General features: G+C 73.8%; 22 protein-coding genes, 2 tRNA genes and 2 pseudogenes. 15 read left to right on the top strand and 11 right to left on the bottom strand.

Annotated elements, in window-relative coordinates:
- Positions 1–77 precede the first annotated feature (77 nt).
- From EAH89_RS00130 to EAH89_RS00120, 3 genes are all read left to right on the top strand, one after another.
- A complete protein-coding gene (locus EAH89_RS00130) occupies positions 78–1,967 on the top strand; it encodes a bifunctional sugar phosphate isomerase/epimerase/4-hydroxyphenylpyruvate dioxygenase family protein (protein WP_140880695.1) in 1,890 nt (629 codons plus the stop codon).
- Positions 1,968–2,148: 181 nt separating this feature from the next.
- Complete coding sequence (locus EAH89_RS00125) at positions 2,149–3,759, top strand: gamma-glutamyltransferase family protein (protein ID WP_140880693.1); 1,611 nt, start codon at positions 2,149–2,151, stop codon at positions 3,757–3,759.
- 43 nt (positions 3,760–3,802) lie between these two features.
- On the top strand, positions 3,803–5,308 hold the full coding sequence (locus tag EAH89_RS00120; protein ID WP_338325512.1) for an amidase: 1,506 nt from the start codon (positions 3,803–3,805) through the stop codon (positions 5,306–5,308).
- A gap of 16 nt (positions 5,309–5,324) precedes the next feature.
- On the opposite strand, the gene EAH89_RS31730 is transcribed toward EAH89_RS00120, so the two are convergent.
- The 3 genes from EAH89_RS31730 to EAH89_RS00105 form a co-directional block, all read right to left on the bottom strand.
- On the bottom strand, positions 5,325–5,564 hold the full coding sequence (locus tag EAH89_RS31730; protein WP_140880691.1) for a hypothetical protein: 240 nt from the start codon (positions 5,562–5,564) through the stop codon (positions 5,325–5,327).
- Positions 5,564–5,839, bottom strand: coding sequence for a hypothetical protein (locus EAH89_RS00110; protein ID WP_140880689.1), 276 nt, complete (start codon positions 5,837–5,839; stop codon positions 5,564–5,566). The genes EAH89_RS31730 and EAH89_RS00110 overlap by 1 nt, the downstream gene beginning before the upstream one ends.
- 117 nt (positions 5,840–5,956) lie before the next feature.
- Entirely contained in the window at positions 5,957–6,211 is a 255-nt protein-coding gene (locus EAH89_RS00105; protein ID WP_140880687.1) for an Lrp/AsnC ligand binding domain-containing protein, read from the bottom strand.
- Positions 6,212–6,378: 167 nt separating this feature from the next.
- On the opposite strand from EAH89_RS00105, the gene EAH89_RS00100 reads away from it, so the two are divergent.
- Positions 6,379–8,076, top strand: a complete 1,698-nt coding sequence (locus EAH89_RS00100; protein ID WP_140880685.1) for a thiamine pyrophosphate-dependent enzyme — start codon at positions 6,379–6,381, stop codon at positions 8,074–8,076.
- Positions 8,077–8,101: 25 nt separating this feature from the next.
- Here EAH89_RS00100 and EAH89_RS00095 read toward each other — a convergent pair whose 3' ends face one another.
- The 6 genes from EAH89_RS00095 to EAH89_RS00070 form a co-directional block, all read right to left on the bottom strand.
- Positions 8,102–9,232 carry a CaiB/BaiF CoA transferase family protein gene (locus EAH89_RS00095; RefSeq protein ID WP_140880683.1) on the bottom strand — a complete coding sequence of 377 codons (1,131 nt, stop codon included), beginning with the start codon at positions 9,230–9,232 and terminating at the stop codon, positions 8,102–8,104.
- Positions 9,232–10,416 (bottom strand): acyl-CoA dehydrogenase family protein, encoded by a 1,185-nt coding sequence (locus tag EAH89_RS00090; protein ID WP_140880681.1) that lies wholly within the window; start codon positions 10,414–10,416, stop codon positions 9,232–9,234. Before EAH89_RS00090 ends, EAH89_RS00095 begins: the two co-directional genes overlap by 1 nt.
- A 93-nt stretch (positions 10,417–10,509) precedes the next feature.
- Positions 10,510–11,202 carry a DUF1045 domain-containing protein gene (locus EAH89_RS00085; protein ID WP_241666769.1) on the bottom strand — a complete coding sequence of 231 codons (693 nt, stop codon included), beginning with the start codon at positions 11,200–11,202 and terminating at the stop codon, positions 10,510–10,512.
- Positions 11,199–12,335, bottom strand: a complete 1,137-nt coding sequence (locus EAH89_RS00080) for an alpha-D-ribose 1-methylphosphonate 5-triphosphate diphosphatase (RefSeq protein WP_140880677.1) — start codon at positions 12,333–12,335, stop codon at positions 11,199–11,201. The genes EAH89_RS00085 and EAH89_RS00080 overlap by 4 nt, the downstream gene beginning before the upstream one ends.
- Positions 12,336–12,450: 115 nt before the next feature.
- A tRNA-Asn gene (locus tag EAH89_RS00075) sits at positions 12,451–12,526 on the bottom strand.
- A gap of 76 nt (positions 12,527–12,602) precedes the next feature.
- A tRNA-Cys gene (locus EAH89_RS00070) sits at positions 12,603–12,676 on the bottom strand.
- Positions 12,677–12,839: 163 nt separating this feature from the next.
- On the opposite strand from EAH89_RS00070, the gene EAH89_RS00065 reads away from it, so the two are divergent.
- The 11 genes from EAH89_RS00065 to EAH89_RS00015 all read left to right on the top strand — a co-directional run bounded on the left by EAH89_RS00065 (position 12,840) and on the right by EAH89_RS00015 (position 25,078).
- Positions 12,840–13,502, top strand: coding sequence for a protein-L-isoaspartate O-methyltransferase family protein (locus EAH89_RS00065; protein ID WP_140880675.1), 663 nt, complete (start codon positions 12,840–12,842; stop codon positions 13,500–13,502).
- A 164-nt stretch (positions 13,503–13,666) separates the two neighbouring features.
- A complete protein-coding gene (locus EAH89_RS00060; RefSeq protein WP_140880673.1) occupies positions 13,667–15,130 on the top strand; it encodes a TolC family outer membrane protein in 1,464 nt (487 codons plus the stop codon).
- 39 nt (positions 15,131–15,169) lie between these two features.
- Positions 15,170–15,760, top strand: a complete 591-nt coding sequence (locus EAH89_RS00055; RefSeq protein WP_241666768.1) for a DUF2497 domain-containing protein — start codon at positions 15,170–15,172, stop codon at positions 15,758–15,760.
- A gap of 113 nt (positions 15,761–15,873) precedes the next feature.
- The gene (locus EAH89_RS00050; RefSeq protein ID WP_140880671.1) at positions 15,874–18,570 is read left to right on the top strand and encodes a valine--tRNA ligase; all 2,697 of its coding nucleotides are present in this window, start codon (positions 15,874–15,876) and stop codon (positions 18,568–18,570) included.
- 2 nt (positions 18,571–18,572) lie between these two features.
- Positions 18,573–18,758: a hypothetical protein gene (locus EAH89_RS00045; protein WP_140880669.1), complete on the top strand. Its 186-nt coding sequence runs from the start codon at positions 18,573–18,575 to the stop codon at positions 18,756–18,758.
- 90 nt (positions 18,759–18,848) lie between these two features.
- The gene (locus tag EAH89_RS00040; RefSeq protein WP_140880667.1) at positions 18,849–20,210 is read left to right on the top strand and encodes an MFS family transporter; all 1,362 of its coding nucleotides are present in this window, start codon (positions 18,849–18,851) and stop codon (positions 20,208–20,210) included.
- A complete protein-coding gene (locus EAH89_RS00035) occupies positions 20,207–20,785 on the top strand; it encodes a 3'-5' exonuclease (RefSeq protein ID WP_140880665.1) in 579 nt (192 codons plus the stop codon). The genes EAH89_RS00040 and EAH89_RS00035 overlap by 4 nt, the downstream gene beginning before the upstream one ends.
- 48 nt (positions 20,786–20,833) lie before the next feature.
- Positions 20,834–22,558 (top strand): dihydroxy-acid dehydratase, encoded by a 1,725-nt coding sequence (gene ilvD, locus EAH89_RS00030; protein ID WP_140880663.1) that lies wholly within the window; start codon positions 20,834–20,836, stop codon positions 22,556–22,558.
- A gap of 65 nt (positions 22,559–22,623) precedes the next feature.
- A complete protein-coding gene (pdxA, locus tag EAH89_RS00025) occupies positions 22,624–23,640 on the top strand; it encodes a 4-hydroxythreonine-4-phosphate dehydrogenase PdxA (protein ID WP_140880661.1) in 1,017 nt (338 codons plus the stop codon).
- Positions 23,637–24,371 (top strand): pyridoxine 5'-phosphate synthase, encoded by a 735-nt coding sequence (locus EAH89_RS00020; RefSeq protein ID WP_140880659.1) that lies wholly within the window; start codon positions 23,637–23,639, stop codon positions 24,369–24,371. The genes pdxA and EAH89_RS00020 overlap by 4 nt, the downstream gene beginning before the upstream one ends.
- Positions 24,368–25,078 carry a 2OG-Fe dioxygenase family protein gene (locus EAH89_RS00015; protein WP_140880657.1) on the top strand — a complete coding sequence of 237 codons (711 nt, stop codon included), beginning with the start codon at positions 24,368–24,370 and terminating at the stop codon, positions 25,076–25,078. Before EAH89_RS00020 ends, EAH89_RS00015 begins: the two co-directional genes overlap by 4 nt.
- 6 nt (positions 25,079–25,084) lie before the next feature.
- Here the strand turns inward: EAH89_RS00015 and EAH89_RS00010 are convergent.
- Both EAH89_RS00010 and EAH89_RS00005 read right to left on the bottom strand, forming a co-directional pair.
- A pseudogene (locus EAH89_RS00010) lies at positions 25,085–25,399 on the bottom strand (integrase core domain-containing protein); the annotation flags it as partial.
- A 92-nt stretch (positions 25,400–25,491) separates the two neighbouring features.
- Positions 25,492–26,244 (bottom strand): annotated as a pseudogene (locus EAH89_RS00005) (IS481 family transposase); the annotation flags it as partial.

The raw sequence follows: 26,244 nt of genomic DNA, 5'->3' as shown, positions 1-26,244 counted from the left end.
ATCCGCTCTAAGCTGGTCCGGCGCCGGCGCCGCGGGCCCGCCCGGCGTCCCCTGCCAGGCCCGCGTTCAGGGAAAGCATGCCCGAAGCCCCCCGCGACCCTCTCCGCGCCCTGCCGAAGTCGATCGCCACGGTCTGCCTCTCGGGCAGCCTGCCGGACAAGCTCGAGGCCGCGGCCTCCGCCGGCTTTCAGGGCGTGGAGATCTTCGAGCAGGACCTGCTGACGCATGACGGCCCGCCCGAGGGCATCCGGGAGATGGCGGCGGACCTGAACCTCGCGATCACGATCTTCCAGCCCTTCCGCGACTTCGAGGCCATGCCGGAGGCGCAGCGGCGCCGGAACATGGACCGGGCGGAGCGGAAGTTCGACGTCATGCAGGCGCTGGGCACCGACCTCGTGCTCGTCTGCAGCAACACCCTGCCCGCGGCGCTGGACGACCCCGCCCGCGCCGCCGCCGACCTCCGCGAGATGGCGGAGCGGGCGGCCGGGCGCGGGCTCCGCGTGGGCTACGAGGCCCTCGCCTGGGGGCGGCACGTCAACCGCTGGCGCCAGGCCTGGGACATCGTGCGGCGCGCCGACCACCCCGCCCTCGGCCTCATCCTCGACAGCTTCCACACCCTCTCCCTCGGCGACACGCTGGACGGGCTGGCGGCGGAGGTGCCGGGCGAGCGCATCGCCTTCGTCCAGCTCGCCGACGCGCCGCGGCTGACGATGGACGTGCTCGGCTGGTCCCGGCACTTCCGCAACTTCCCCGGCCAGGGGGAGCTCGACGTGCCCGGCTTCACCCGGGCGGTGCTCGAGGCCGGCTACCGCGGCCCCCTCTCGCTCGAGGTCTTCAACGACGAGTTCCGCGCGGCCCCCGCCCGCCGCATCGCGCGCGACGGGCACCGCTCCCTGATCTGGCTCGACTCCGTCGTCGCCGCGCCCTCGGTCCCGGCCGCCCCGCTGCCGCCCCCGCCGGCGCTGGACGGGGTGGAGTTCCTCGAGTTCGCGGTGGACGAGGCGCGCGGGGCCGACCTCGCGGCCTTCCTCGGCACCCTCGGCTTCCGCAAGGCCGGGCAGCACCGATCGAAGGCCGTGGAGCTCTGGCGCCAGGGCGGCGTGAACCTCGTGCTGAACGCCGAGCCCGACAGCGCCGCGGCCGGGCATTTCGAGCTCCACGGCGCCTCCGTCTGCGCGACGGCGCTCCGGGTGGACAGCGCCGCCCGCGCCCTCTCCCGCGCCGAGGCCCTGCTCTGCTCCACCTGGCGGGAGCGGGCGGGGGAGGGAGAGCGCTCCATCCCCGCCGTGCGCGCGCCCGACGGCACGCTCATCCTCCTCGTCGAGCCCGGCGCCCGCAGCATCTGGGAGAGCGACTTCCACCTCCTGCCCGGCGAGGACGGCGGCGCGCTCGAGGGGGTGGACCACGTCGCCCACGCCCTCAGCGGCGGGCAGATGGACGGCTTCGTCCTCTTCCACCGCGCCGTCTTCGGCCTTGAGCCCGGCGCGCCGCTGGACCTGCCGGACCCGCAGGGCCTAGTCCGCAGCCGGGCCATGGCGGACCCGGCCGGGCGCGTCCGCATGCCGCTGAACGTGTCGGAGAGCCGCCAGACGGCCACCGGCCGCTTCGTCTCGGCCATCGCCGGCGCCGGGGTCCACCACGTCGCCTTCTCGACCCGCGACGCGGCCGCCTTCGTGGCGGGGCGGTCCGCGCCCATGCTCGAGATCCCCGCGAACTACTACGAGGACCTCGGCGCCCGCTTCGGCCTGGCCGACGAGGAGCTGGCCGCGCTGGAGCGGGGCCACCTCCTCTACGACGGGGACGGGCAGGGGGGCGCCTTCGTCCACGCCTTCACCGTCTCCTTCGAGGACCGCTTCTTCTTCGAGGTGGTGGAGCGCCACGGCGGCTACGACGGCTACGGGGCGGCCAACGCGGGCGTCCGCATGGCCGCCCAGGCCCGTGCCCGCCCCTGGATGCCCGGCGGCTGAGGACCATTCCCCGCCGGCCGGCGGGGCCCGTCGCGGGGTATCCCGTCGGATACGGTCTTTCCTGCCCTGGAAAGCCGGCGTATCCCCTCCGGCAGGCCCCGGCCCGCTCCGGCGGCGGGGCCCGGCCCACCGCCGCCGGGCGCGGCGGGCCTGCTGAAACGATGGGGGCTCTGTCCAGCCGATGCGCGACCTTCACCTTCCCGGGCGCAGCCCGGCCATGGCCCTCAACGCGATGGCCGCGACCTCCATGCCGGTCGCGACCCTCGCCGCGCTGGACACGATGCGGGCCGGCGGCAACGCCATCGACGGCGCCATCGCCGCCTGCGCGGTGCTGGGCGTGGTCGAGCCCCAGTCCACGGGCATCGGTGGCGACTGCTTCTGCCTCTACGCCCCGGCCTCGGACGGCGTGGTCGCCATCAACGGCTCCGGCCGCGCGCCGGCGGGCGCGACCCCCGAGCGCCTGCGGGCGGACGGCCTGACCGCCATGGTCAACACCTCCGCCCATTCCGTGACCGTCCCTGGGGCCGTCTCTGCCTGGGAGGCGCTGAACAAGGCGCACGGCAAGCTCGGGCTCGACCAGATCCTGCAGCCCGCCATCCGCTACGCGGAGGAGGGCTTCGCCGTCTCCTCCCGCGTCTCGGCGGACTGGGAGGACTGCGTGGAGAAGCTGTCCAAGAACCCGGCCTCGTCTCGGCGCTTCCTCAAGGACGGCCGCGCCTTCGCCTTCGGCGACCGCTTCGTGCAGCCCGAGCTCGGCAAGACGCTGCGCGCCATCGGCAAGGACGGCGCGCGCGCCTTCTACACCGGCCCCATCGCCGCCGACATGGTCCGCGCGCTGCGCGAGGCCGGCGGCAGCCACACGGAGGAGGACTTCGCGCGCGGCCAGGGCGTCGCCGACTTCGTCGACCCGATCTCGCGGAAGTGGCGGGGCATGGAGGTCTTCCAGTGCCCGCCGAACGGCTCGGGCCTGCTCGTGCTCATGCTGCTGGGCATCCTCGAGGGCTTCCCCGACCCGGGCGGCCCGCTGACCGCGACGCGAATCCACCGCCACCTCGAGGCCGCGCGCCTCGTCTACCGCGACCGCGACGCCTTCCTGGCCGATCCCTCCCAGGTGGAGGTGCCGCTCGCCAAGCTCCTGTCGGACGGCTACCTCGACAAGCTCCGCGGCATGATCCGCGACGACCGCGCCATGGTCGACCTGCCGCCCGCCGGCGACGTCGACTGGCAGAAGCACAAGGACACCGTCTACCTCACGGTCGTCGACCGCGACGGCAACGCCTGCTCCTTCATCAACTCCCTCTTCGAGGGCTTCGGCTCGGGCATCCTCGCCGAGGGCTCCGGCGTGATGCTGCAGAACCGCGGCTTCGGCTTCCGCCTGCAGGAGGGCCACCCGAACTGCATCGCGCCGGACAAGCGCCCGATGCACACGATCATCCCGGGCATGGTGATGAAGGACGGCAAGGCGGTCATGCCCTACGGCGTGATGGGCGGGCACTTCCAGCCGATGGGGCAGAGCTGGTTCCTGGCGAACCACTTCCAGTTCGGCCTCGACGTCCAGGAGGCGCTCGACCTCACGCGCGTCTTCCCGAGCGTCGGCGCCAACCACCGGGACGTCGAGATCGAGACCGGGATGCCCGAGGCGCTGAAGGGCGAGCTCGCGGCGCTCGGCCACCAGCCGAAGCTCATCAAGAAGCCCCATGGCGGCGGCCAGGCGATCCTGATCGACCGGGAGCGCGGCGTGCTGATCGGCGGCTCCGACCCGCGCAAGGACGGCTGCGCCATGGGCTACTGACGCCCGCCGCCTTGCCTCGCCGCTGCCAGGAACGACGAACGGGATGCCGATGACCGAGCCCTGCGACCTCACCGCCCTCGAAGCCCGGAGGATGATCGGGGCGAGGCAGCTCTCCCCGGTGGAGCTGCTCGATTCCTGCCTCGCGCGCATCGCCGCGGTGAACCCCGCCATCAACGCGGTCGTCGCCATGGACGAGCCGCGGGCGCGGGCCGACGCGCGCGCGGCGGAGGCGGCGGTGATGCGGGGCGAGAAGCTCGGCCTCCTGCACGGCCTGCCCATCGGCATCAAGGACCTCGAGGAGACGGAGGGGCTGGTCACGACCTTCGGCAGCCCGCTCTTTAAGGACCACGTGCCGAAGGCCGACCTCGGCTCGGTCGCCCGCATCCGGGCCGCGGGCGCGATCATCACGGCGAAGACCAACACGCCGGAGTTCGGGGCCGGCGCCAACACGCGGAACGCCGTCTACGGCGCGACCGGCAACCCGCACGACCCCACGCGCTCGGCGGCCGGCTCTTCGGGCGGCTCGGGCGCGGCGCTGGCGGCGGGAATGTTCGCGATCTGCTCGGGCTCGGACACGGGGGGCTCGCTCCGCAACCCCGCGGCCTTCAACGGCATCGTCGGCTTCCGCCCCAGCCCCGGCCTGGTCTCGAGCGAGCGGCGGCTGCTCGCCTGGCAGAACCTGCCCGTGCTCGGCCCCATGGCGCGCAACGCGCCCGACACCGCGCTGCTGCTGGCCGCCATGGCCGGCGACGATGCCCGCGACCCGCTCTCCTACACCCTGCCGGACCATCCCGTGCGGGGCGTGGCCGACCTTTGGACGCCGCTGCGCCCGATCGACCTCTCGGCGCTGCGCGTCGCGGCCACGGAGGACTTCGGCATCGCCCTGGTGGAGAACACGGTGCGCGAGGCCTTCCGCGCCCGCGTCGCCGCCCTCGCGCCCCTCTTCGCCCGGATGGAGGCGGCGACGCCCGACTGCGCCGGCGCCGACGAGGCCTTCGAGGTGCTGCGCGCCCTGAACTTCGTCGCCGCCCACGCGAAGAAGGTGGCGGAGACGCCCGAGATGGTCGGCCCCAACGTGCGCGCGAACGTGGCGGAGGGGCTCGGCTACTCCGTGGCCGACGTGGCGCGCGCGGGCGTGCTCCAGACCGAGCTCTACCAGCGCTGGCAGGCCTTCTTCGCCGCGGGCACGGACCTCATCGTCACCCCCGCCATCACGATCTCGCCCCGGCCCTGGTCGGAGCTCTTCCCGGCGGAGATCGACGGCCAGAAGACCCGCACCTACTTCCACTGGCTGGCCATGGCCTACATCGTGACGCTGACCGGCCACCCCGCCATCTCGATCCCGCTCGGGCGCGACGCCAAGGGCATGCCCTTCGGCCTGCAGATCGTGGGGCCGCGCGGCGGCGACGCGCTGGTGCTGCGGGCGGCGGCGGCGATCGAGGCGGCGGTGGCGGGGGATGCGACGCTCGCCCGCCCCGTGCCGGACGTCGCGGCCCTGGCCAAGGCGCCGCCGATCTCCTCCATGCCGGGCTTCCTCGGCTTCGACTGAGCCGGGGCGGCCCCCGCTACCAGTGGCGGTAGCCGTAGCGGGGGTAGTAGCCGTAGCCGTACCCGTAGGGCCGCGGCGGGTAGTAGGGCGCGGGGGCGTAGTAGGTCGGGCCGGAGGCGATCGCCGCCCCGGCCGCGGCCCCCAGCCCCGCCCCGAGAGCCGTCGCGCCCGCGACGCCGGGGTCGCCGTAGGGGACGTAGACACAGCCCCCCAGCGACAGCCCCGCCACGGCCAGCATCGCCAGACGCGCCTTCATCACCAGCCCCTTCCGTACCCGTACCCCCCGGCGTAGGGACGGCCATAGCCGTGGCCGCGCCCGGGTCCGCCATAGGAACCGTAGGCCCGGCGGTCGGGTTGCCGGTAATGATGCCCGTTGTCGCTCGCGGAGGCCGCGACCAGCCCGGCGGCCAGCCCGACCCCGGCGCCGAGGGCCAGCGTGCTGCCCCAGTCCGTGGAGCCGTCGGGATTCTGGCAGCCGGCCGTGCCGAGCGCGGCGGCGAGGGCGAGGGCGGGAAGAAAGCGAACCTTCATCTGGTGGGACCTCCGATGAGGCCCAAGATGGGCGCCCCCCGTGGCGCCCGCGCGGCGCCGCCGCGGCAGGGCGCGGCGGGATCGGGGTGATTTCGTGGCAGTCCCGCCCGACGCGCCTCAGCCCTTCGGGCCGGAGAAGGCGTTGAAGGTCTGCAGCGTGTAGGTGTCCTTCACCCCCGCGACCCCCTGCACGCGCTCCACCACGAAGAGGCCGATGTCCTGGTCGGGCTCGAGGTAGAACTTGCCCAGCAGGTCGTACTGCCCGCTGGTGGAGTGCATCTCCGACAGCTCGGGGATGCCGTCCGCCATCTCCCGCGCCACGCGGTAGGCGGCCCCCATCTCGCACTTGATCATCACGAAGATCGCTTTCATGCGCCGTCCGCTCCGGTTCGGCCCGCAGGATGCCCCCGCCGGCGCGCGGTTCCAAGCGGGGGCGCCTCGCGGGGCGCGGCCGGGGCGTTGGCGTTGCCCGCCTCCGGACGTAGTCTCCGCGCCCCCGGCCCGCAGCCTCGCGGGCGGGACGGGCGGGAGGCAGGGCGATGGACGACGGCGCGGCGGCACGGCAGGGGATCACCCGGGCGAGGACGGGGGGCCAGCTCCTGGCCGATGCGCTGGTCGCCCAGGGCGTCACCCACGCCTTCTCGGTGCCCGGCGAGTCCTTCCTCGACCTGCTGGACGGCCTCTACGAGGTGCGGGACCGCGTGGAGCTCGTCACCTGCCGCTTCGAGGCCGGCGCCGTCCACATGGCCGAGGCCCACGGCAAGCTGACGGGCCGCCCGGGGGTCGCCATCGTCACCCGCGGCCCCGGCGCCTGCCACGCGAGCATCGGCGTCCATGTCGCGATGCAGGACAGCACGCCGCTGGTCCTCATCGTCGGCCAGATCCCCTTCGCCGAGACCGACCGCGACACCTTCCAGGAGGTGGACTACCGCCGGATGTTCGCGCCGCTGGCCAAGTGGGTGACGCAGATCGACGACGCCGCCCGCATCCCCGAGCTGATGGCCCGCGCCTTCGACGTGGCGCGCAGCGGCCGGCCGGGCCCGGTGGTGGTCGCCATCTCCGAGGAGATGCAGAAGTCGGTCGTGGAGGTGCCGGACATCGGCCCCGCGCCCACCCTGCCGGCTTCCCCCGCGCCCGCCGCCATCCCGCGCCTCCTCTCCCTGCTCGACGGCGCCGAGCGGCCCGTGGTGGTGCTGGGCGGCACCGGCTGGTCGGCCGAGGGCAAGGCGGCGATCCGCGAGTTCTGCGTCGCCCACGACCTTCCCGTCGCCGTCGGCTTCCGCCGCCTCGGCCTCTACGACGGCACCCTGCCGAACTTCGCGGGCGACCTCGGCGTCGGCTCCGACCCCGGCCTCGTCGCGCGGGTGAAGGAATCCGACCTCGTGATCGCCATCGGCAGCCGCCTCGGCGAGGCAACCAGCCAGGGCTACACGCTGTTCCCCGCGGGGGAGACGGGGCCGATCGTGCAGGTCCACCCCGACGCCGCCGAGATCGGCCGCGTCTTCCGCCCGCTGCTCGGCGTCACGGCCGACCTCAACCTCTTCGCCCTCGCCCTGCGGGACGCCGCGCCGGGCAAGCCGCGCCCCTGGGGGGAGTGGACGCGGACGCTCCGCGCCGGACGCGAGGCAAGCGCCGCCGCGCCGGACTACGAGGGGCCGCTGAACTTCGCCCGCGCGCTGCAGGCGCTGGAGGCCGAGCTTCCGCCCGACACCATCTTCACCTGCGACGCCGGCAACTTCGCGACCTGGCCGCAGCGCTTCATGACGCTGCGGGAGGACCAGGAGTTCCTCGGCCCGACCAACGGCGCCATGGGCTACTCCGTGCCGGCCGCCCTCGGCGCCGCCATCACCCATCGCGGCCGCTGCGTGCTCGGCTTCGTCGGCGACGGCGGCTTCCTCATGACGGGGCAGGAGATCGCGACCGCCTTCCAGTCGGGCGTCGCCCCCATCATCATGGTCGTGAACAACGGCCAGTACGGCACCATCCGCATGTACCAGGAGCGCCACTACCCCGGCCGCGTCTCCGGCACGCAGCTCACCAACCCCGATTTCTCGAAGTTCATCGAGGCCTTCGGCGGCCACGGCGAGGTCGTGACCGCGACCGACGAGCTGGTCCCCGCCTTCCGCCGCGCGCGGGAGAGCGGCAAGCCCGCCGTCATCGAGGTGCGGATGAGCCCGGAGCAGATCACCAACCGCCAGACGGTGGCGCAGATCCGCGCCGCCGCCACGAAGCGCTAGGCGCTACGGCCGGGGGAGGGGGCGCTCAGCCCCCGAACTCCGCCCGGATGGCCGCCGTGTGCTCGCCGAGCGAGGGCACGCGGCCGAGGTCGCGCGGGCCGTCGCTGAAGACCGCGGCCGGCGCCGCGGCGGCGACGGGGCCGCCGGGCGTCTCGAGCGTCACGCGGCGGAGCGCCGGGTGTGCGGCGAAGGCGGCGAGGTCGTTGACGACGCCGAAGGCCGTGCGCGCCGCCCGCAGCCGCGCCGCCGCCGCCTCGCGCGTCATGCCCGCGAAGGCCGCGGCGATGTGGGCGTCCACCATCGGCCGGTTCGCCACGCGCTCGACGTTGCTGCGGAAGCCCTCCCGCGACGGCAGGTCCGGTTCGCCGAGGAAGCCCGCGCAGAAGCCCGCCCATTCCCGCTCGTTCTGGACGGAGATGAGCACCGGCGCGCCGTCGGAGGTCGTGAAGGCGCCGTAGGGGCAGATGGAGGGATGGGCGAGGCCGACGCGGGCGGGGGCGCGCCCGGTGCCCTCGAAGTAGAGCAGCGGCACGTTCATCCAGTCCGCCATGCCGTCGAAGAGCGAGACGGCGATGCCCTTGCCGCGGCCGGTGACGCCGCGCTCGATCAGCGCCTCCAACACGGCCGCGTGGGCGTTCATCCCGCAGGCGATGTCGCAGACCGAGACGCCGACGCGGCCCGGCCCCTCGGGGCGCCCGGTGATCCCGCAGAGGCCGCTCTCGGCCTGCACCAGCAGGTCGTAGGCCTTCATGTCCGCGTAGTCGCCGGCCTCGCCATAACCGGATATGTCAACCGTGATCAGGCGATCATGGTCGGCCCGGAGCGCCTCGCTGCCGAAGCCCGCCCGCGCCGCCGCGCCGGGCGCGAGGTTCTGGATGAAGACGTCCGCGCGCGCGACCATCCGCCGCAGCAGGGCGAGGTCCGCCGGCCTCTTGATGTCGAGCACGAGGCTCTCCTTGCCCCGGTTCAGCCAGACGAAGTAGCTCGACTGGCCCGCGGCCGCGGCGTCGTAGCCGCGGGCGAAGTCGCCCTCCGCGCGCTCGATCTTGATCACCCGCGCCCCGGCATCGGCCAGCCGCCCCGCGCAGTAGGGGGCGGCCACCGCCTGCTCCATCGAGACGACGAGCAGCCCCGCGAGGGGCTTGCTGCCCGCCATCAGAAGCTGCGGGGCATGCCGAGGATGTGCTCGGCGACGTAGCTGAGGATGAGGTTCGTGCTGATCGGCGCCACCTGGTAGAGGCGCGTCTCGCGGAACTTGCGCTCGACGTCGTACTCGTGGGCGAAGCCGAAGCCGCCGTGGAACTGCAGGCAGGCGTTCGCCGCCTCCCAGGAGGCCTTGGCCGCGAGGTACTTCGCCATGTTCGCCTGGGCGCCGCAGGGCTGGTTCGCGTCGAACAGGCGGCAGGCCTCGAAGCGCATGAGGTTCGCGGCCTCGATCTCGATGTAGGATTCGGCGATCGGGAACTGCACGCCCTGGTTCTGGCCGATGGGGCGCCCGAAGACGACGCGCTCCTTCACGTAGGGCACGACCTTGTCGATGAACCAGTAGCCGTCGCCGATGCACTCGGCCGCGATCAGCGTCCGCTCGGCGTTCAGCCCGTCGAGGATGTACTTGAAGCCGCGCCCCTCCTCGCCGATGAGGTTCTCGGCGGGAATCTCGAGGTTGTCGAAGAAGATCTCGTTCGTCTCGTGGTTCACCATGTTGTCGATGGGCCGCACGGTCATGCCGTGGCCGATCGCCTCGCGCAGGTCCACGAGGAAGATCGACATGCCCTCGGACTTCCTCTTCACCTCGGCCAGCGGCGTGGTGCGGGCGAGGAGGATCATCAGCTCGGAGTGCTGGATGCGCGAGATCCAGACCTTCTGCCCGTTCACGACGTAGCGGTCGCCCCGGCGCACGGCGGTGGTCTTGATCTTCGTCGTGTCCGTGCCGGTCGTGGGCTCCGTCACGCCCATGGACTGCAGGCGAAGCTCGCCGGAGGCGATCCGCGGCAGGTAGCGGCGCTTCTGCTCCTCCGAGCCGTGCCGGAGGAGGGTGCCCATGTTGTACATCTGCCCGTGGCAGGCACCCGAGTTGCCGCCGGCGCGGTTGATCTCCTCCATGATGATGGAGGCCTCGGTCAGCCCCAGCCCGGAGCCGCCGTACTCCTCGGGGATGAGGGCCGCGAGCCAGCCGGCCTTGGTGAGCGCGTCCACGAAGGCCTCGGGGTAGCCGCGCTCGTGGTCGATCTTGCGGTGGTACTCGGCGGGGAACCCGGCGCAGAGCGCCCGGATGGCCTCGCGGAGCTCCCCGTGGCCCTCGGCCGCGGCCGTCCCGGCACTCGCAACGATCCCATCCATGGCGCGGTTCCTTCCCTGTCCGGGCCCCGGCGGGGTCCCGCTTGCAGCCACTCATGTAGCCCTTCCGCCCCCGGGGGAAGGGCCCCGCGCGCCTCAGCCGCCCAGTGGGAGCCTCTCGGCCACCAGGAAGGGCTCGCCGGGCGCGGCCTGGGTGAAGAGGCACAGCTCCGCGACCCGCCTCGGGCGCGAGGCGGCCTCCCCGAGCATGTCGGTCGCCACCGGGCGCACCAGTGCCTCCTGGCCCGGGGTCAGCCGGTGGGTCAGCGTGACGTGGAAGCGCCACTCGCCGAAAACGCCCGGGTAGCCCCAGAGGCGGAGGTTCTCGCGCCCGGCCGGCGAGAGGCGCTCGGGGCGGCGGCGGATGATCTCGGCCATGTCGGGCGGGCGGCGATGGGCGTCGAGCCGCCGCACGCAGGCGTCGGCCATGGCGTGCAGGGCCGGGCAGGGGGCGGCCTCGCGCAGGGCGAGGAAGCCGTCGAGCGAGGCGACCTCGAGCGGCGGCAGGTCGAAGGGGGCGAGCTCCGCGGCCAGGGCTTCCGCGTCGGCCCGCATCGCCGCGTAGCCGCCGGTGAGGTGGAAGGGCGGCTTGAGGGTTGCGTGCAGCCCGTAGCGGCGGGGATCGGCGGTGAGCGCGGGCAGGTCGAGCCCGGGGATGGCGGGCTGGGCGAGGGCCGCGCCGGTCTCGGCGTCCCTCCCGAGCCAGGCGCTGCCCAGGCGATGCAGCGGGTCGTCCACCGCCGGCGCCCAGTAGAGCGCGACGCGGGCGAGGGCCTCGACGCCCCTCACGCGATCCGCGCCCCCTCGCGCCAGACGGCGCCGACGACGGGCGTGCCGCCGAGCGCGCGCAGCCGGACCAGGTCGGCCCGCAGCCCCGGCTCGATCCGCCCGCGGTCCGCGAGGCCGAGCGCGCGGGCGGGGTTGGCCGTGATGGTCGCGACCGCGGCCGGAAGGGGCATGCCGCCCTCGGCGAGCTTCCAGGCGGCCTCGAGCATGGCGGCGGGCACGTAGTCGGAGGCGACGATGTCCACCAGCCCCTCCCGCGCGAGCTCGGCGGCGGAGACGTTGCCGGAATGGCTGCCCCCGCGGACGAGGTTCGGGGCGCCGGCGATGATGGCCATGCCCTGGGCGCGCGCCGCGCGGGCGGCGGCGAGGTTCACCGGGAACTCGCTGATGGCGATGCCGTCGGCGGCGTTGCGGGCGACCACCTCGGCGTCCCAGTCGTCATGGGTCGCGAGCGGCACGTCCCGGCCCTCGAAGAGGGCGAGGAGGCGGCGGCGGTTGGGCTCGGACCAGGCGGCGCGCTGGGCCGTCAGCTCGACCATGCGCCGCTCGACCTCCTCCGGCCTCGCGCCGCCCCGGACGCGGAGGGCGCGGTAGCGGTCGGGGTCGAGGTACTGGCCGACGCCGGGGGTGTGGTCCATCAGGCTCACCATCCGGAGAAGCGGGTGCTCGTGGTAGTCTTCGAGCATCGGGAGCATGTCGGTCGCGGGCAGCTCGCAGCGGAGGTGCAGCAGGTGCTCAGCCTTGAGCGCGCCGGCCGCGGTCAGCGCGCCGAGGTCGCGCACGCCGTCGCGCGCAGTCCGCATCCGGCTCTCGTCGAAGCCGAGGTCGCCGAGGCAGAGGGCGTCGAGGACCGTCGTGATGCCGGCGACGGCCACCTGCGAGTCGTGGGCGAGGAAGGCCGAGACGGCGGGCCAGCGCGCCAGGGCCCGCGGCATGACCTGGCGCTCGAGGTTGTCCGTGTGGACGTCCACCACGCCGGGGATGAGGTGGTCGCCGCCCAGGTCCAGCGCGCCCGGCGCCGCGCTTCGCCCGGTGGCGACCTCCGCGATGAGCCCGCCGCGCAGCACCAGCGTGCCCTCCGCCACCCCATCGGGGAGGACGAGCCGCGCGTTGGTGAGGATCGTTTCGTCGCTCATGCGTCCCTTCTGCCCGAGCCGCGGCGAGGGGCAAGCCCCGGGGTCGGCGGCCCGGAACGAAAATGCTGGAACGAAAAAGGGGGACGCACCGCGCGGCGCATCCCCCTTCCCTAACTGGCTCCCCGAGTTGGACTCGAACCAACGACCTAGCGATTAACAGTCGCGTGCTCTACCAGCTGAGCTATCGGGGATCAGGCTCGCGATCGGTTGCGAGGCGCGCCGGATACCGCGCCTCCCACATCTCCGCAAGGGGGGATGGGGAGGCGATGGAGGCCCGAGCGGGAATCGAACCCACATTCACGGATTTGCAGTCCGTTGCATCACCATTCTGCCATCGGGCCGGCACGCCCGGCCGATATCGCCCTCATCGGCCGGCGGGTCAACCCGGCTGTCCGCGGCCTGGCGAAGGCCGCCCCCGTCGCGGCGCCCGCCGCGCGTCCTTCCACCCGCCGCCCGCCGCGCCTATAAGCCGCCGGGTTCAACGACAGAGGGGCCGCGGGCGGCATGGATTTCGCCGAGGCGCGCAGGCGCATGGTGGACGGGCAGGTCAAGCCCAACCGGGTGACGGACCCGCGGATCCTGCTGGCGATGCAGGAGGTCCCGCGGGAGCTCTTCGTGCCGCCGGCGCTCCGCACCCGGGCGCTCGCGGACGAGGACCTAGCGCTCGGCCGGGGCCGCGTGCTGCTGCAGCCGATGACGATCGCGCGGATGATCCAGATCGCGACGCCCCGCCCGGGCGAGCGCGTGCTCGTCGTCTCGGCCGGCACCGGCTACGGCGCGGCGCTGCTGGCGCATATGGGCGTGACGGTGATCGCCCTCGAGGACGACGCGGTGCTGGCCGACATGGGCGGCGCGGGGATCGCGGCCTCCGGGCTCGCGCCCGGCGCGCTGCGCCGCGAGGCCGGGCTGGCGCCGGGCGGCTTCCCGGCCGGGGCGCCCTACGACCTCATCCTGGTGGAGGGCGCGGTTCCCGCAGTGCCGCCGGCCCTGGTGGAGCAGCTCGCCGAGGGCGGGCGGCTCGTCGCCATCCGGCAGCCGCCGGGGGAGGTGGGCGCCGCCATCATCGGACGCCGCGTGGGCGGGTCCTTCAGCGCGACCCAGGCCTTCGACGTCCAGGGCACCCCCCTCCCGGCCTTCGCGCCGCGCCCGGGCTTCAGCCTCGCCTGAGCGCGGGGCGCCCGGGCGGCGCCCCGCCGTCAACCTTCCGGAAACGCCGGCACGTCCATCCTGGCCGCCACGCGGAAGGGCAGGCTAGCATGGCCGGAACTCACGACCAGCCGGATCGCCGACCGCCCCCGGGGCGCGGCGCCGCCGATCAGGGATAGCAGCCGATGACCCGCCGTCACCCCGGGCGCAGCCCCTCGCGCCACGCCGCCCTGCCGTCCCGCGCCGCCGCGGCCCGCGTGGGCCTCGCGGCCCTGCTGGCGGCCGGCCTGCTCTCGGCGCCCGCCGGCGCCCAGACCCTGCAGGAGGCGCTGGCCCAGACCTACGCCAACAACCCCACCCTCGCGACCGCCCGCGCCCAGCTTCGCGTGGTCGACGAGAACGTGCCCCAGGCGCTGGCTGGCTGGCGGCCGAGCGTGAGCATCACGGGCAGCGCGGGCTACGCGCTGACGAACGCCCGCACGCGCGCCAACGTCGCGGGCGGGCAGCGCATCGGCGTGACCACCGACCAGGACCGCGCGATCGGCAGCGTCGCCGCGACGGTCACCCAGCCCCTCTACCGCGGCGGCCGGACCGAGGCCTCGACCCGCCGCGCCGAGAACCAGGTGCTGGCCCAGCGCGCCCGGCTGCTGGCGACCGAGCAGCAGGTGCTGGCGGACACCGTCACCGCCTACGTCAACGTCATCCGGTTCCAGGAGGAGGTCCGCCTCAACCTGAACAACGCGCAGGTGCTCCAGCGCCAGCTCGACGCGACGAACGAGCGGTTCCGGGTGGGCGAGATCACGCGCACCGACGTGGCCCAGGCGGAGTCGCGCCTCGCCGGCGCCCGCGCCGCCCGGGCCGACTCCGAGGGGCAGCTCCAGAACTCCCGCGCGACCTTCCTCCGGACCATCGGCGTGGCGCCGACGCGCCTCACCGCGCCCCAGCCCCTGACCCCCGCCGCGCGGAGCAACCAGGACGCGGCGCAGGTGGCCGCGCTGAACAACCCCGCCGTCGTGGCCGCGCTGTTCGACGAGGCGGCGGGGCGGGACTTCATCGACGTCCAGCTCAGCACGCTGCTCCCCCAGGCGAGCCTGCAGGCCCAGGCCTTCCGGAACGACAACCAGACCGCCCTCGGCACCCGCGCCATCGGCGAGAGCGTGACGGCGACGCTGACGGTGCCGCTCTACCAGGGCGGCGCCGAGTACTCGGCCGTGCGCCAGGCCCGCCAGGACGCGACGCGGCTTCGCCAGGTGGTCGACGACCAGCGCCGCGCCGCCGCCTCCCAGGCCTCGACCGCCTGGGAGACGCTCGGCAGCGCCCGGGCCACGGTGGACAGCGTGCGCGCCCAGATCCGCGCCGCCGAGATCGCCCTCGACGGCGTGCAGCGCGAGGCGGTGGTCGGCAGCCGCACCACGCTCGACGTGCTGAACGCCGAGCAGGAGCTGCTCAACGCCCGCGTCTCGCTCGTGCGGGCCCTGGCCAACGTCGTCACCGCCAGCCACTCGCTGGCCCAGGCGGTGGGGCGGCTGACGGCGCGCGACCTCGCGCTTCCCGTCGCCCTCTACGACCAGGAGGCTTACTACCGCGCCGTGCGCGACCGCTGGGCGGGGCTCGGCGACTACGCCGCGCCGCAGCCGGTCCGCCAGTAGCCCCTTCGACCCCCGAGCCGCAGCCCAAGGGAACCCCGCATGTCCGCCGCCACCGTCCCCGGTCAGGACCCGTCGATGGAGGACATCCTCGCCTCCATCCGCAAGATCCTGAACGAGGAGGAGGCGGCGGCTCCGGCCCCGCCGCCGCCCGACGCCCCCCCCGAGCCCCCGCCGCCCGTCGCCGAGCCGCCCCGGGCCGAGGAGTCGCGCGCCGAGGAGCCGCTGGAGCTGACGGAGGCGATGCTGGTGGCCGCGCCCGAGCCGCCGCCGCCCGAGCCCCCGCCGCCGGTGCCCATGCCCGTCCCGGTGCCGGTCGCGCCCGCGGCCCCGCCGCCGGTGGCCTTCGCCCCGCCGCCCGAGCCCCCGCCGGCCCCGGCCTATGACTCCTCGGAGGGGTTGGTCGCGCCCGCGACCGCTGCCGCCGCCGCCGCCATTCTCGGCCAGCTTGCCCGCACCGTCGCGGCCGAGCGCTCCTCCCCGGTGCACCGGGGCGGCCCCTCGATCGAGGACGTGGTGCGGGAGGAGCTGCGCCCTCTCCTGAAGGACTGGATGGACACGCACCTGCCCGCCCTGATGGAGCGGCTGGTGCGCGCCGAGATCGAGAGGGTGGTCAGCCGCTCCTTGGGCTGAGCCCGCCGCAAGTAAGGCCGAGCCCGCGGCGGGCGAGGCCCAGCCCGCCGCGGGGCAGGGTGGGCGCGCAGGGGCCTTGACGACGGGCCGGCCCGCGCGCCAAGCCTCCCGCCATGCTCGACAAGACCCTCTCGCCCGCCGGCTACGAGCCGCGCCTCTACGAAGGCTGGGAGGGGTCCGGCGCCTTCGGGGCGGATCCGGGCTCCGCCGCCGCGCCCTTCACCATCATGATCCCGCCGCCCAACGTGACGGGCAGCCTGCATGTCGGCCATGCGCTGGACGTGACGATCCAGGATACGCTGGTGCGCTTCCGGCGCATGCAGGGGCGCGACGCCCTCTGGCAGCCGGGCACTGACCACGCGGGCATCGCGACCCAGATGGTGGTCGAGCGCCTGCTCGCCGCCGAGGGGCAGGATCGCCGCCAGATGGGGCGCGAGGCCTTCCTCGAGCGGGTCTGGACGTGGAAGGCCGAGAGCGGCGGCACCATCACCCGCCAGCTCCGCCGCATGGGCGCCAGCCTCGACTGGTCGCGCGAGCGCTTCACGATGGACGAGGGGCTCTCGGTCGCCGTGCGGGAGGTCTTCGTGACGCTCCACCGCCAGGGGCTGATCTACCGCGACCGCCGGCTGGTGAACTGGGACGTGAAGTTCCAGACCGCCATCTCTGACCTCGAGGTGGAGAGCCGGGAGGTGAAGGGCAGCCTCTGGCACCTCCGCTACCCCGTGGAGGGGGAGCCGGGCCGCTTCCTCGTCGTCGCGACCACGCGGCCGGAGACGATGCTGGGCGACACCGCCGTCGCCGTGCACCCCGACGACGAGCGCTTCCGCGACCTCGTCGGCAAGTTCCTGGTGCTGCCGATCACCGGGCGCCGCATCCCGGTGGTGGCCGACGCCTACTCGGACCCGGAGAAGGGCTCGGGCGCGGTGAAGATCACCCCGGCCCACGACTTCAACGACTTCGAGGTGGCGCGCCGCCACGGCCTCGCGGCGCCGACGGTGCTGGACCCGGAGGGGTGCGTCGCGCTCGGCGAGATCGAGGGCGAGTTCCGCGCCGTCCCCGGGGTGGCGGACCCGGCGGTCGCGGCCTCCCTCGCGGGGCTGGACCGGTTCGAGGCGCGCCGCGCCATCATCGCCGAGCTGGAGCGGCTGGAGTTGGTGGAGGCCATCGAGCCCCACACCCACGCCGTGCCGCACGGCGACCGCTCGGGCGTGCCGATCGAGCCGCGGCTGACCTGGCAGTGGTACGCCGACGCCGCAACGCTGGCCAAGCCGGCCATCGAGGCGGTGGAGAGCGGCCGCACGCAGTTCGTCCCCAAGGCCTGGGAGAACACCTTCTTCGCCTGGATGCGCGACATCCAGCCCTGGTGCGTCTCGCGCCAGCTCTGGTGGGGGCACCAGATCCCCGCCTGGTACGGGCCGGACGGGCACTTCTTCGTCGAGCGCACGGAGGCGGAGGCCCTGGCCGCCGCCCGGGCCCATTACGGGCAGGAGGTGGCGCTGACGCGCGACCCGGACGTGCTCGACACCTGGTTCTCCTCCGCCCTCTGGCCCTTCTCCACCCTCGGCTGGCCGGAGAGGACGCCGGAGCTCGCCCGCTACTACCCCGGCGACGTGCTGGTCACGGGCTTCGACATCATCTTCTTCTGGGTCGCCCGGATGATGATGATGGGCATCCACTTCATGGGCGAGGTGCCCTTCCGGACCGTCAACATCCACGGCCTGGTCCGCGACGAGCGCGGGCAGAAGATGTCGAAGTCCAAGGGCAACGTCATGGACCCGCTGGAGCTCGCGGACGCCTACGGGACGGACGCGCTGCGCTTCACCCTCGCCTCCTTCGCGGGGCCGGGGCGGGACGTGCGGCTCGGGCGGCAGAAGGTGGAGAGCAACCGGGCCTTCGTCACGAAGCTCTGGAACGCCGCCCGCTTCTGCGAGATGAACGGCATCGCGCCCGACCCCGGCTTCGACCCGTCCGCCGCCGCCACGCCGCTCGCGCGCTGGATCATCGACGGCGCCAACGCCGCGGTCGCCGAGGCCACGGCGGCCCTCGAATCCTACCGCCTCGACGACTACGCGGCCGCCCTCTACCGCTTCACCTGGGGCGGCTTCTGCGACTGGTTCCTGGAGCTGGCCAAGCCGGCCCTCCTCGGCCCGGACGGGCCGGAGAAGGAGGAGGCGAAGGGGGCCGCGCAGCACGTGCTGGGCGTCATCCTGCGGCTCGCCCATCCCGTCATGCCCTATGTCACCGAGGAGCTCTGGGACCGCTTCGGCTACGGGCCGGAGGGAAGCCTCATCCGCACGCCCTGGCCGGCGCCGGTGGCCGTCGCGGGCGCCGAGGAGGCGCGGGCGGAGCTCGACTGGCTCGTCTCCTTCATCACGGAGGTCCGGGTGGTCCGGGCCGAGGTGAACGTGCCGCCCTCCGTCACCGTGCCGCTGCTCGTCCAGGGCGCCTCGGAGGGGACGCTCGCGCGGGCCGCGCGCTGGATCGATCCGATCCGCCGCCTCGCCCGCGCCACCGAGGTCCGGGTGCTGGAGGGCGCGGCGCCGGAGGGCGTGGCGCAGGCGGTGGTGGGCGAGGCGACGGTGATGCTGCCGCTCGCCGGCGTCGTGGACCTCGCGGCCGAGCGCGCGCGGCTGGCCAAGGACCACGCGAAGGTGGAGGCCGAGGCCCGCAAGATCGCGACGAAGCTCGCCAACCCCGACTTCACCACCCGCGCGAAGGAGGAGGTGGTCGAGGAAACCCGCGAGCGCCTGCGGACCGCTGAGGCGGAGGCGGCGCGGCTGGCCGCGGCGATCGCCCGCATCGCGGCCTGAGGATGCGCTTCTTCGACTTCGTGGCGCTGTCGGTGCTGGCGGTGGTGCCGATCCTCTGGTGCCGCTCGCGCCTGCCGCGGATTGACCGGGACCCGCCGATCACCGAGCAGGCGGCGACGCGCCTCGGCGCGCTGTTCAGCGCCGTGCTCTGCGCGATCTACATCCTGCGCTACGTCGTCTATCGCTGAGCGGGCGCGGGCCGCGCTGAAACCCGCGCGGGGCGGGCGGGCTTTGGGGGGAGGCGGCACGCGCGCCGCCCCGGCCCCCGCGAGGTTCCCATGCCCGACCAGCCCGCCGCCACCCTGCCCGGACGCCTGCCGGCCGGGGCCGCGCCCGCGGGGGAGGACCGGGCGGACACGCGCCGGCGGGTGATGGCCATCGTCGGCGGCTCCTCGGGCAACCTCGTCGAGTGGTACGATTTCTACGTCTACGCCGCGACCGCCCTCTACTTCGCGCCGAGCTTCTTCCCCGCCTCGGACCGGACCACGCAGCTCCTGAACGCCGCCGCCATCTTCGCGGTCGGCTTCCTGATGCGCCCGATCGGCGGCTGGCTCTTCGGCACGGTGGCCGACCGCTACGGACGGCGGACCTCGATGATGGCCTCGGTGCTGATGATGTGCTTCGGCTCGCTCATGATCGCGGTGCTGCCGACCTACGCGAGCATCGGCGTCGCGGCGCCGGTCCTGCTGGTGGTGGCCCGCCTCATCCAGGGGCTCTCGGTCGGCGGCGAGTACGGGACGAGCGCCACCTACATGAGCGAGGTGGCGAGCCAGCGGCACCGGGGCTTCTTCGCCTCCTTCCAGTACGTCACGCTCATCGGCGGGCAGTTGCTCGCCCTGCTGGTGCTGGTCGTGCTGCAGGCGGTGCTCACGCCCGAGGAGATCCGCGCCTGGGGCTGGCGCATCCCCTTCCTGATCGGGGCGGGGGCGGCGATCGTCGCGCTCTTCTTGCGGCGCGCGCTGCACGAAACGACGACCGCGGCCGAGCGCTCGAAGAGCGGGGCGGGCACGATCGCGCTGCTGCTGAAGCACCCGAGGCCGCTCCTGCAGGTCATCCTTCTGACCTCCGGCGGCAGCCTCGCCTTCTACACCTACACGACCTACATGCAGAAGTTCCTCGTCAACACCGCGGGCTTCAGCGCGGAGCGGGCGAGCGTGACCATGACGGTCGTGCTCTTCTGCTACATGCTCCTCCAGCCCGCGGTCGGCGCGCTGTCGGACCGGATCGGGCGGCGGGCCTGCCTGATCGTCTTCGGCGTGGGCGGCGCGGTCATGACGGTGCCGCTGCTGAGCCTGCTCGCGGGGGTGCAGAGCGCCGCCGCGGCCTTCGCGATCATCTTCGGCGCGCTGGCGGTCGTCAGCTTCTACACCTCCATCTCCGGCGTGGTGAAGGCGGAGCTCTTCCCGGCGGAGATCCGCGCGCTCGGCGTCGGGCTGGGCTACGCCATCGCCAACAGCCTCTTCGGCGGCACGGCGGAGTACGTGGCGCTGCTGTTCAAGTCCTGGGGGATGGAGAGCACCTTCTTCTGGTACGTCTCGGGCTTCTGCATCCTCTCGCTGCTGGCCGCCCTCTCGATGCACGACACGCGGGTGCACGGGCACCTGGCGCGGGAGGGCGGCGCGGGGGCCCCGGCGCCGTGATCGTCTTCGTCGACTTCGAGGCGAGCAGCCTCGGCAAGCGCGGCTTCCCCGTCGAGGTCGGCTGGGCGGCGGAGGACGGTAGCGGGGAGGGCCACCTGATCCGCCCCGCCCCGGGCTGGGAGGAGTGGGACGCCTCGGCCGAGGCCGTCCACGGCATCCCGCGCGAGCGGCTGGAGCGGGAGGGCGAGCCGCACGGGGCCGTCGCCCGCCGGATGGTCGAGGCGCTGCGCGGGCACGACCTCTACGCCTCCGCCCCCTCCTGGGACGGGCAGTGGCTCAGCCGCCTCCTTCGCGCGGCCGGCCTGCCCCGCCACGCGCTCCGGCTCCGCGACACCGACGAGGCGCAGCTCGCGGCCGCGCGGGAGGCGGTGCGGGCGGGCGGGCTGGAGGAGGCGGCGCGGGAGGCGGTCGTCGGGCGCGTGCTCGACGAGGTGCGGGCCGGGGACCGTGCCGCGGGGAAGCCGGCCCACCGGGCGCTGGAGGACGCGCGGCGGGAGCTGCGGCTCTGGGAGGAGGTCCGCCGCCGCGCCGCCGGGGCGGGCCGTGGCCCCATCCCGCCCAAGGAGCCTCGTTGATCCCTGCCGTTTGTTGCGCGATACAGCCCCCAGACGAAGGAAATGCCGATGCCCGACAACACCTGGGACAAGTCGCGCCTCCCCAGCCGCCACGTGACGGTGGGCCCCGAGCGCGCCCCGCACCGCAGCTACTACTACGCCATGGGGCTGACGGAGGAGGAGATCGCCCAGCCGCTGGTCGGCGTCGCCACCTGCTGGAACGAGGCCGCGCCCTGCAACATCGCGCTGTCCCGTCAGGCGCAGAGCGTGAAGGTCGGGGTGAAGCACGGCCTCGGCACGCCCCGCGAGTTCACGACCATCACCGTGACCGACGGCATCGCCATGGGCCACCAGGGCATGAAGTCCTCGCTCGCCTCCCGCGACGCCATCGCGGACACGGTGGAGCTGACGATGCGCGGCCACTGCTACGACGCGATGGTCGGGCTCGCCGGCTGCGACAAGTCGCTGCCGGGCATGATGATGGCGATGCTGCGGCTGAACGTGCCGAGCGTCTTCATGTACGGCGGCTCCATCCTGCCCGGGAAGTTCCAGGGCCGGGACGTGACCGTCGTGGACGTCTTCGAGGCGGTGGGCCAGCACGCCGCCGGCAACATGTCGGACGAGGACCTGCACGCGCTCGAGTGCGTGGCCTGCCCGAGCGCGGGGGCCTGCGGCGGCCAGTTCACGGCCAACACCATGGCGACGGTGTCGGAGGCGATCGGCCTCGCGCTGCCCGGCTCCGCCGGCGCGCCGGCGCCCTACGAGGATCGCGACAAGTGGGCGGTCGAGTCCGGCCGCGCCGTGATGGAGCTGCTGCGCAAGAACATCCGCCCGCGCGACATCGTCACGAAGGAGAGCCTCTACAACGCGGCGCTCATCGTGGGCGCCACGGGCGGCTCCACCAACGCCGGGCTGCACCTGCCGGCCATGGCGCACGAGGCGGGCATCCCCTTCACGCTGCACGACGTGGCGGAGATCATGCGCAAGGCGCCCTATATCGGCGACCTGAAGCCGGGCGGGCGCTACGTCGCCTACGACGTCTACAAGGTCGGCGGCATCCCCGTGATCGTGAAGGCGCTGCTCGACGCCGGGCTGCTGCACGGCGACTGCCTGACGGTGACCGGCCAGTCGCTGGCCGAGAACCACCGCGAGGTGATCTTCCCCCGCGACCAGGACGTGATCCGGCCGGTGTCCGACCCGATCTCGCCGACCGGCGGCGTGGTGGGGCTGAAAGGTAACCTCGCCCCGGACGGCGCCATCGTGAAGGTGGCGGGCATGAAGGAGCTTCGCTTCGAGGGCACCGCGCTGTGCTTCGACTGCGAGGAGGACGCCTTCGCCGCGGTCGACGCCCGCGCCTACAAGCCCGGCGACGTGATCGTCATCCGCTACGAGGGGCCGAAGGGCGGCCCGGGCATGCGGGAGATGCTCTCCACCACCGCGGCGCTCTACGGCCAGGGCATGGGCGGCGAGGTCGCGCTGATCACCGACGGGCGCTTCTCCGGCGCCACGCGCGGCTTCTGCATCGGCCATGTCGGGCCCGAGGCGGCGGTGGGCGGGCCGATCGCGCTGCTGAAGGACGGCGACCGCATCGTCATCGACGCGGACAAGGGCACGATCGACGTTGACCTGCCGGAGACGGAGATCGCCGCGCGCCGCGCCGCCTGGAAGCCGCGGGGCACCGACTACAACGCGGGCGCCCTGTGGAAGTACGCCCAGCTCGTCGGCCCCGCCCATCTCGGCGCGGTGACGCACCCCGGCGGGACGGCGGAGACGCACGTCTACGCGGATATCTGAGGGGGCAGGGCAGCCATGACCCGCGGGCGGGGTGCGGCGGGTCCGGGCCGTGCCAGCTTAGACCGATGACGCCCGCCCCCCCTCTCGCGCTGACCATGGGAGACCCCGCCGGGATCGGGGGGGAGATCACCCTCGCGGCCTGGGCGCGCCTCCGCGCCGCCGGTCCGGCCTTCGTCGTCCTCGACGACCCGCGGCGCCTCGCCGGGCTCGCGGCGGGGCTGGGATGGGACGTGCCGATCGCCGAGGTCGGCGGCCCCGAGGAGGCGGCAGCCGTCTTCGCGGATCGCCTGCCGGTCATGACGCTCCGCCTGCCCGTGCCGGCCGTGCCGGGGCGCCCCGACCCCGCCAACGCGCCGGCCGTGCTGGGTGCGATCGAGCGGGCGGTGGCGCTGGCGCAATCCGGGCGCGCAGGCGGCGTGGTGACGAACCCCATCAGCAAGGCGACGCTCTACCGCAGCGGCTTCGCCTTCCCAGGGCACACGGAGTTCCTGGGCGCGCTGACCGGGACTTCGGCGCCGCCGGTGATGCTGCTGGCCTCGCCCATGCTGCGGGTGGTGCCCGTGACCATCCACGTCTCGCTCCGCCGGGCGCTCGACATGCTGAGCACGGCGGAGATCGTCCGGACGGGGCTGGCGCTCGCGGCCGGGCTCCGGGAGGGCTTCGGGATCGACGCCCCCCGCATCGCCGTCGCCGGCCTCAACCCCCATGCCGGGGAGGAGGGCGCGATGGGCGACGAGGAGGGGGTGCTGGTGGTCCCCGCGATCGAGGCGCTGCGGGCGCGCGGGGTGGACGCCTTCGGCCCGCTGCCGCCCGACACGATGTTCACGGCCCGCGCCCGGGCGGGCTACGACGCGGCGCTGTGCCTCTACCACGACCAGGCGCTCATCCCGATCAAGACGCTCGACATGGACGGGGGGGTGAACGTCACCCTCGGCCTGCCCATCATCCGCACCTCGCCCGACCACGGCACCGCCTTCGGCATCGCCGGCCAGGGCGTGGCCGACCCGTCCAGCCTGGTCGCCGCCCTCCGCCTCGCGGCCGAGATGGCCGCGCGCCGCACCAAGGAGCCCGCCGCGCCATGACCCCCATCCGGCTCGGCGTGAACGTCGACCACGTGGCCACCCTGCGCAACGCCCGCGGCGGCGCGCACCCGGACCCGCTGGCGGCCGCGCGCCTCGTCCTCGCCCACGGCGCGGACAGCATCACGATCCATCTCCGGGAGGATCGCCGCCACATCCGCGACGCCGACTGCCGCGCCATGCGGGACGCGCTGGAGGCGCCGATCAACCTCGAGATGGCGGCCACTGCGGAGATGCAGGCCATCGCCGTCGCGCTCCGGCCCCATGCCTGCTGCCTCGTGCCCGAGCGGCGGGCGGAGGTGACGACCGAGGGCGGGCTCGACGCCGCAGGCGGCGCCGCGGCGCTGGCGCCGGTCGTCGGGGCGCTGAACGGGGCGGGCATCCGCACCTCGCTCTTCCTCGACCCGGATCCCCGGCAGGTGGAGGCCGCGGCCCGGCTGGGCGCGCGGGCCGTGGAGCTGCACACCGGCCGCTTCTGCGACACGCCGCCCGGGAAGGATCGCGAGGCGGAGCTCGGGCGGCTGCGCGAGGCGGCGCGGCTCGTCGCCTCCCTCGGCATGGAGTGCCACGCGGGCCACGGGCTGGACTACGAGGCCGCCCCGGTGCTCGCCGCCATCCCGGAGGTGGTGGAGCTGAACATCGGCCACTTCCTCATGGGCCAGGCGCTCTTCGACGGGCTGCCGGCGGTGGTCGCGCGCATGCGGGGGATCATGGAGAGGGCGCGGGGGGGATGACCGCCCTTTCCGCCGCCATCGCCGCCGCCGGCTACGTCTCGCTTCCCGGCGAGGCGGCGCGCGCCGCCTTCGACCCCGCGGGCCGCGCGCTCGCCGGGGAGGCCTGGGCGCGCTTCGCCGCGAGCTGGGACGACCTTCGCCCCGACGGCTTCATGGCGGATGGCGGCCGCTACCGGCTGCGCCGCCACGCGACCTACGCCGCCGCCCCGGGCGGGCCCATCGCCCGCGCGCCCCACGCGCCGCACTTCCAGGCGGTGGCGCACAACCCGCTGAACGGCGGCGTGGAGCGCTGGTTCGAGCCGGTCGAGCCCGCGATCGGGGAGGGGCCGGCCATGACGGCGCTGCTCGAAGGGGCGCGGGCGGTCTTCGACGCCCTCTCGCCCGGCGCCGCCTGGCACATCGAGGCCCACCAGTTCCGCATCGAGGCCCGCCCGGAGGAGGCCGGGCAGCCGACGCCGGAGGGGATGCACCGGGACGGGGTGGACCACGTGCTGGTCATGCTGGTCGGGCGGGAGAACGTGGAGGGCGGCGTCACCGGCATCGAGATCGACGGCCGGCAGGAGGCGAGCTTCACCCTGCAGGGGGCCGCCGACGCCGTGCTGCTCGACGACCGCCGGGTGAAGCACGGGGTCACGCCCATCCGCCCCATCGACCCCGCCCGCCCCGGCCACCGGGACGTGCTGGTGCTGACCTTCGCGGCCCGCTGAGGGCGCCTAGTTGTTTGGTCCCGGGGTTTGGTGGTGCGGGTCATGGATGAACCTGGACGGTTCTTCTGTCCAGGCTTTGCAGATGGCTTCGTAGGGCGTGAGGCCGCGTAGRGTCTTCAGGCGACGGGCGAAGTTGTAGGCGGCGACGAACTGGTCGAGGTGCTGTCGGAGTTCGTCGTGCGTCTCGTAGTGGTAGCGCTTAACGGTCGCGTCCTTGATCGTGCGGTTCATCCGCTCGACCTGCCCGTTCGTCCAAGGATGCCGGGGCTTGGTCAGTCGGTGATCGATGTTGTTCTGGGCGCAGGCATACTCGAAGGCATGGGCGCGAAAGAGCTCGCCTTTGTCCATGGCCTCCCTGATCTGGGCGGTCGCCGAGCAGATATTGCCCGGTGAGGTGAAGTGCGTGCCGTNGCGACGAACTGGTCGAGGTGCTGTCGGAGTTCGTCGTGCGTCTCGTAGTGGTAGCGCTTAACGGTCGCGTCCTTGATCGTGCGGTTCATCCGCTCGACCTGCCCGTTCGTCCAAGGATGCCGGGGCTTGGTCAGTCGGTGATCGATGTTGTTCTGGGCGCAGGCATACTCGAAGGCATGGGCGCGAAAGAGCTCGCCTTTGTCCATGGCCTCCCTGATCTGGGCGGTCGCCGAGCAGATATTGCCCGGTGAGGTGAAGTGCGTGCCGTTGTCCGTGAGCACGGTGTGGATGCGGTAGGGCACGGCCTTGATGAGCACCCGGAGGAAGTCGGCAGCGTTGCGGCGGGTGACCTTCTCGTGGAGTTCAACGAAGGCGAACTTGGAGGTTCGGTCGATGGCGACAAGCAAGTAGAGGCGCCCCTGCTCGGTGCGGACCTCGGCGATGTCCACGTGGAAGTAGCCGATGGGATAGACCTTGAAGCGCTTCTTGGCGGTCGAGGCACTKTCCGGMTCGGGYAGTCGGGAGATGCCGTGGCGCATCAGGCAGCGGTGGAGCGAGGACCGGGTCAGCTGCGGTAGACTGGGTTGCAGAGCGTAGAGGCAGTCGTCGAGCGGCAGCAGGGTGTGCCGGCGGAAGGCGACGATGATCGCCTCCTCCTCGACCGAGAGAACCGTGGACTTTGGCTCCTTCGGGCCAGTCGGCAGATCGGTGACAGACCCACGCGCCTTCCACTTGGCGACCGTTTTCGGGTTCAC

The sequence above is a fragment of the Muricoccus nepalensis genome (genome assembly GCF_006438825.1).
In the GTDB taxonomy this organism is placed as follows: domain Bacteria; phylum Pseudomonadota; class Alphaproteobacteria; order Acetobacterales; family Acetobacteraceae; genus Roseomonas; species Roseomonas nepalensis.
Note: the sequence above shows the minus strand (reverse complement) of the source record. Positions and strands in the feature narration are given on the sequence as shown.

Bases quoted from the DNA above. Each gene is read 5' to 3' on its own strand.
- EAH89_RS00130 (WP_140880695.1), top strand. From the start codon at position 78: ATGCCCGAAGCCCCCCGCGACCCTCTCCGCGCCCTGCCGAAGTCGATC.
- EAH89_RS00125 (WP_140880693.1), top strand. From the start codon at position 2,149: ATGCGCGACCTTCACCTTCCCGGGCGCAGCCCGGCCATGGCCCTCAAC.
- EAH89_RS00120 (WP_338325512.1), top strand. From the start codon at position 3,803: ATGCCGATGACCGAGCCCTGCGACCTCACCGCCCTCGAAGCCCGGAGG.
- EAH89_RS31730 (WP_140880691.1), bottom strand. From the start codon at position 5,564: ATGAAGGCGCGTCTGGCGATGCTGGCCGTGGCGGGGCTGTCGCTGGGG.
- EAH89_RS00110 (WP_140880689.1), bottom strand. From the start codon at position 5,839: ATGAAGGTTCGCTTTCTTCCCGCCCTCGCCCTCGCCGCCGCGCTCGGC.
- EAH89_RS00105 (WP_140880687.1), bottom strand. From the start codon at position 6,211: ATGAAAGCGATCTTCGTGATGATCAAGTGCGAGATGGGGGCCGCCTAC.
- EAH89_RS00100 (WP_140880685.1), top strand. From the start codon at position 6,379: ATGGACGACGGCGCGGCGGCACGGCAGGGGATCACCCGGGCGAGGACG.
- EAH89_RS00095 (WP_140880683.1), bottom strand. From the start codon at position 9,232: ATGGCGGGCAGCAAGCCCCTCGCGGGGCTGCTCGTCGTCTCGATGGAG.
- EAH89_RS00090 (WP_140880681.1), bottom strand. From the start codon at position 10,416: ATGGATGGGATCGTTGCGAGTGCCGGGACGGCCGCGGCCGAGGGCCAC.
- EAH89_RS00080 (WP_140880677.1), bottom strand. From the start codon at position 12,335: ATGAGCGACGAAACGATCCTCACCAACGCGCGGCTCGTCCTCCCCGAT.
- EAH89_RS00065 (WP_140880675.1), top strand. From the start codon at position 12,840: ATGGATTTCGCCGAGGCGCGCAGGCGCATGGTGGACGGGCAGGTCAAG.
- EAH89_RS00060 (WP_140880673.1), top strand. From the start codon at position 13,667: ATGACCCGCCGTCACCCCGGGCGCAGCCCCTCGCGCCACGCCGCCCTG.
- EAH89_RS00055 (WP_241666768.1), top strand. From the start codon at position 15,170: ATGTCCGCCGCCACCGTCCCCGGTCAGGACCCGTCGATGGAGGACATC.
- EAH89_RS00050 (WP_140880671.1), top strand. From the start codon at position 15,874: ATGCTCGACAAGACCCTCTCGCCCGCCGGCTACGAGCCGCGCCTCTAC.
- EAH89_RS00045 (WP_140880669.1), top strand. From the start codon at position 18,573: ATGCGCTTCTTCGACTTCGTGGCGCTGTCGGTGCTGGCGGTGGTGCCG.
- EAH89_RS00040 (WP_140880667.1), top strand. From the start codon at position 18,849: ATGCCCGACCAGCCCGCCGCCACCCTGCCCGGACGCCTGCCGGCCGGG.
- ilvD (WP_140880663.1), top strand. From the start codon at position 20,834: ATGCCCGACAACACCTGGGACAAGTCGCGCCTCCCCAGCCGCCACGTG.
- pdxA (WP_140880661.1), top strand. From the start codon at position 22,624: ATGACGCCCGCCCCCCCTCTCGCGCTGACCATGGGAGACCCCGCCGGG.
- EAH89_RS00020 (WP_140880659.1), top strand. From the start codon at position 23,637: ATGACCCCCATCCGGCTCGGCGTGAACGTCGACCACGTGGCCACCCTG.
- EAH89_RS00015 (WP_140880657.1), top strand. From the start codon at position 24,368: ATGACCGCCCTTTCCGCCGCCATCGCCGCCGCCGGCTACGTCTCGCTT.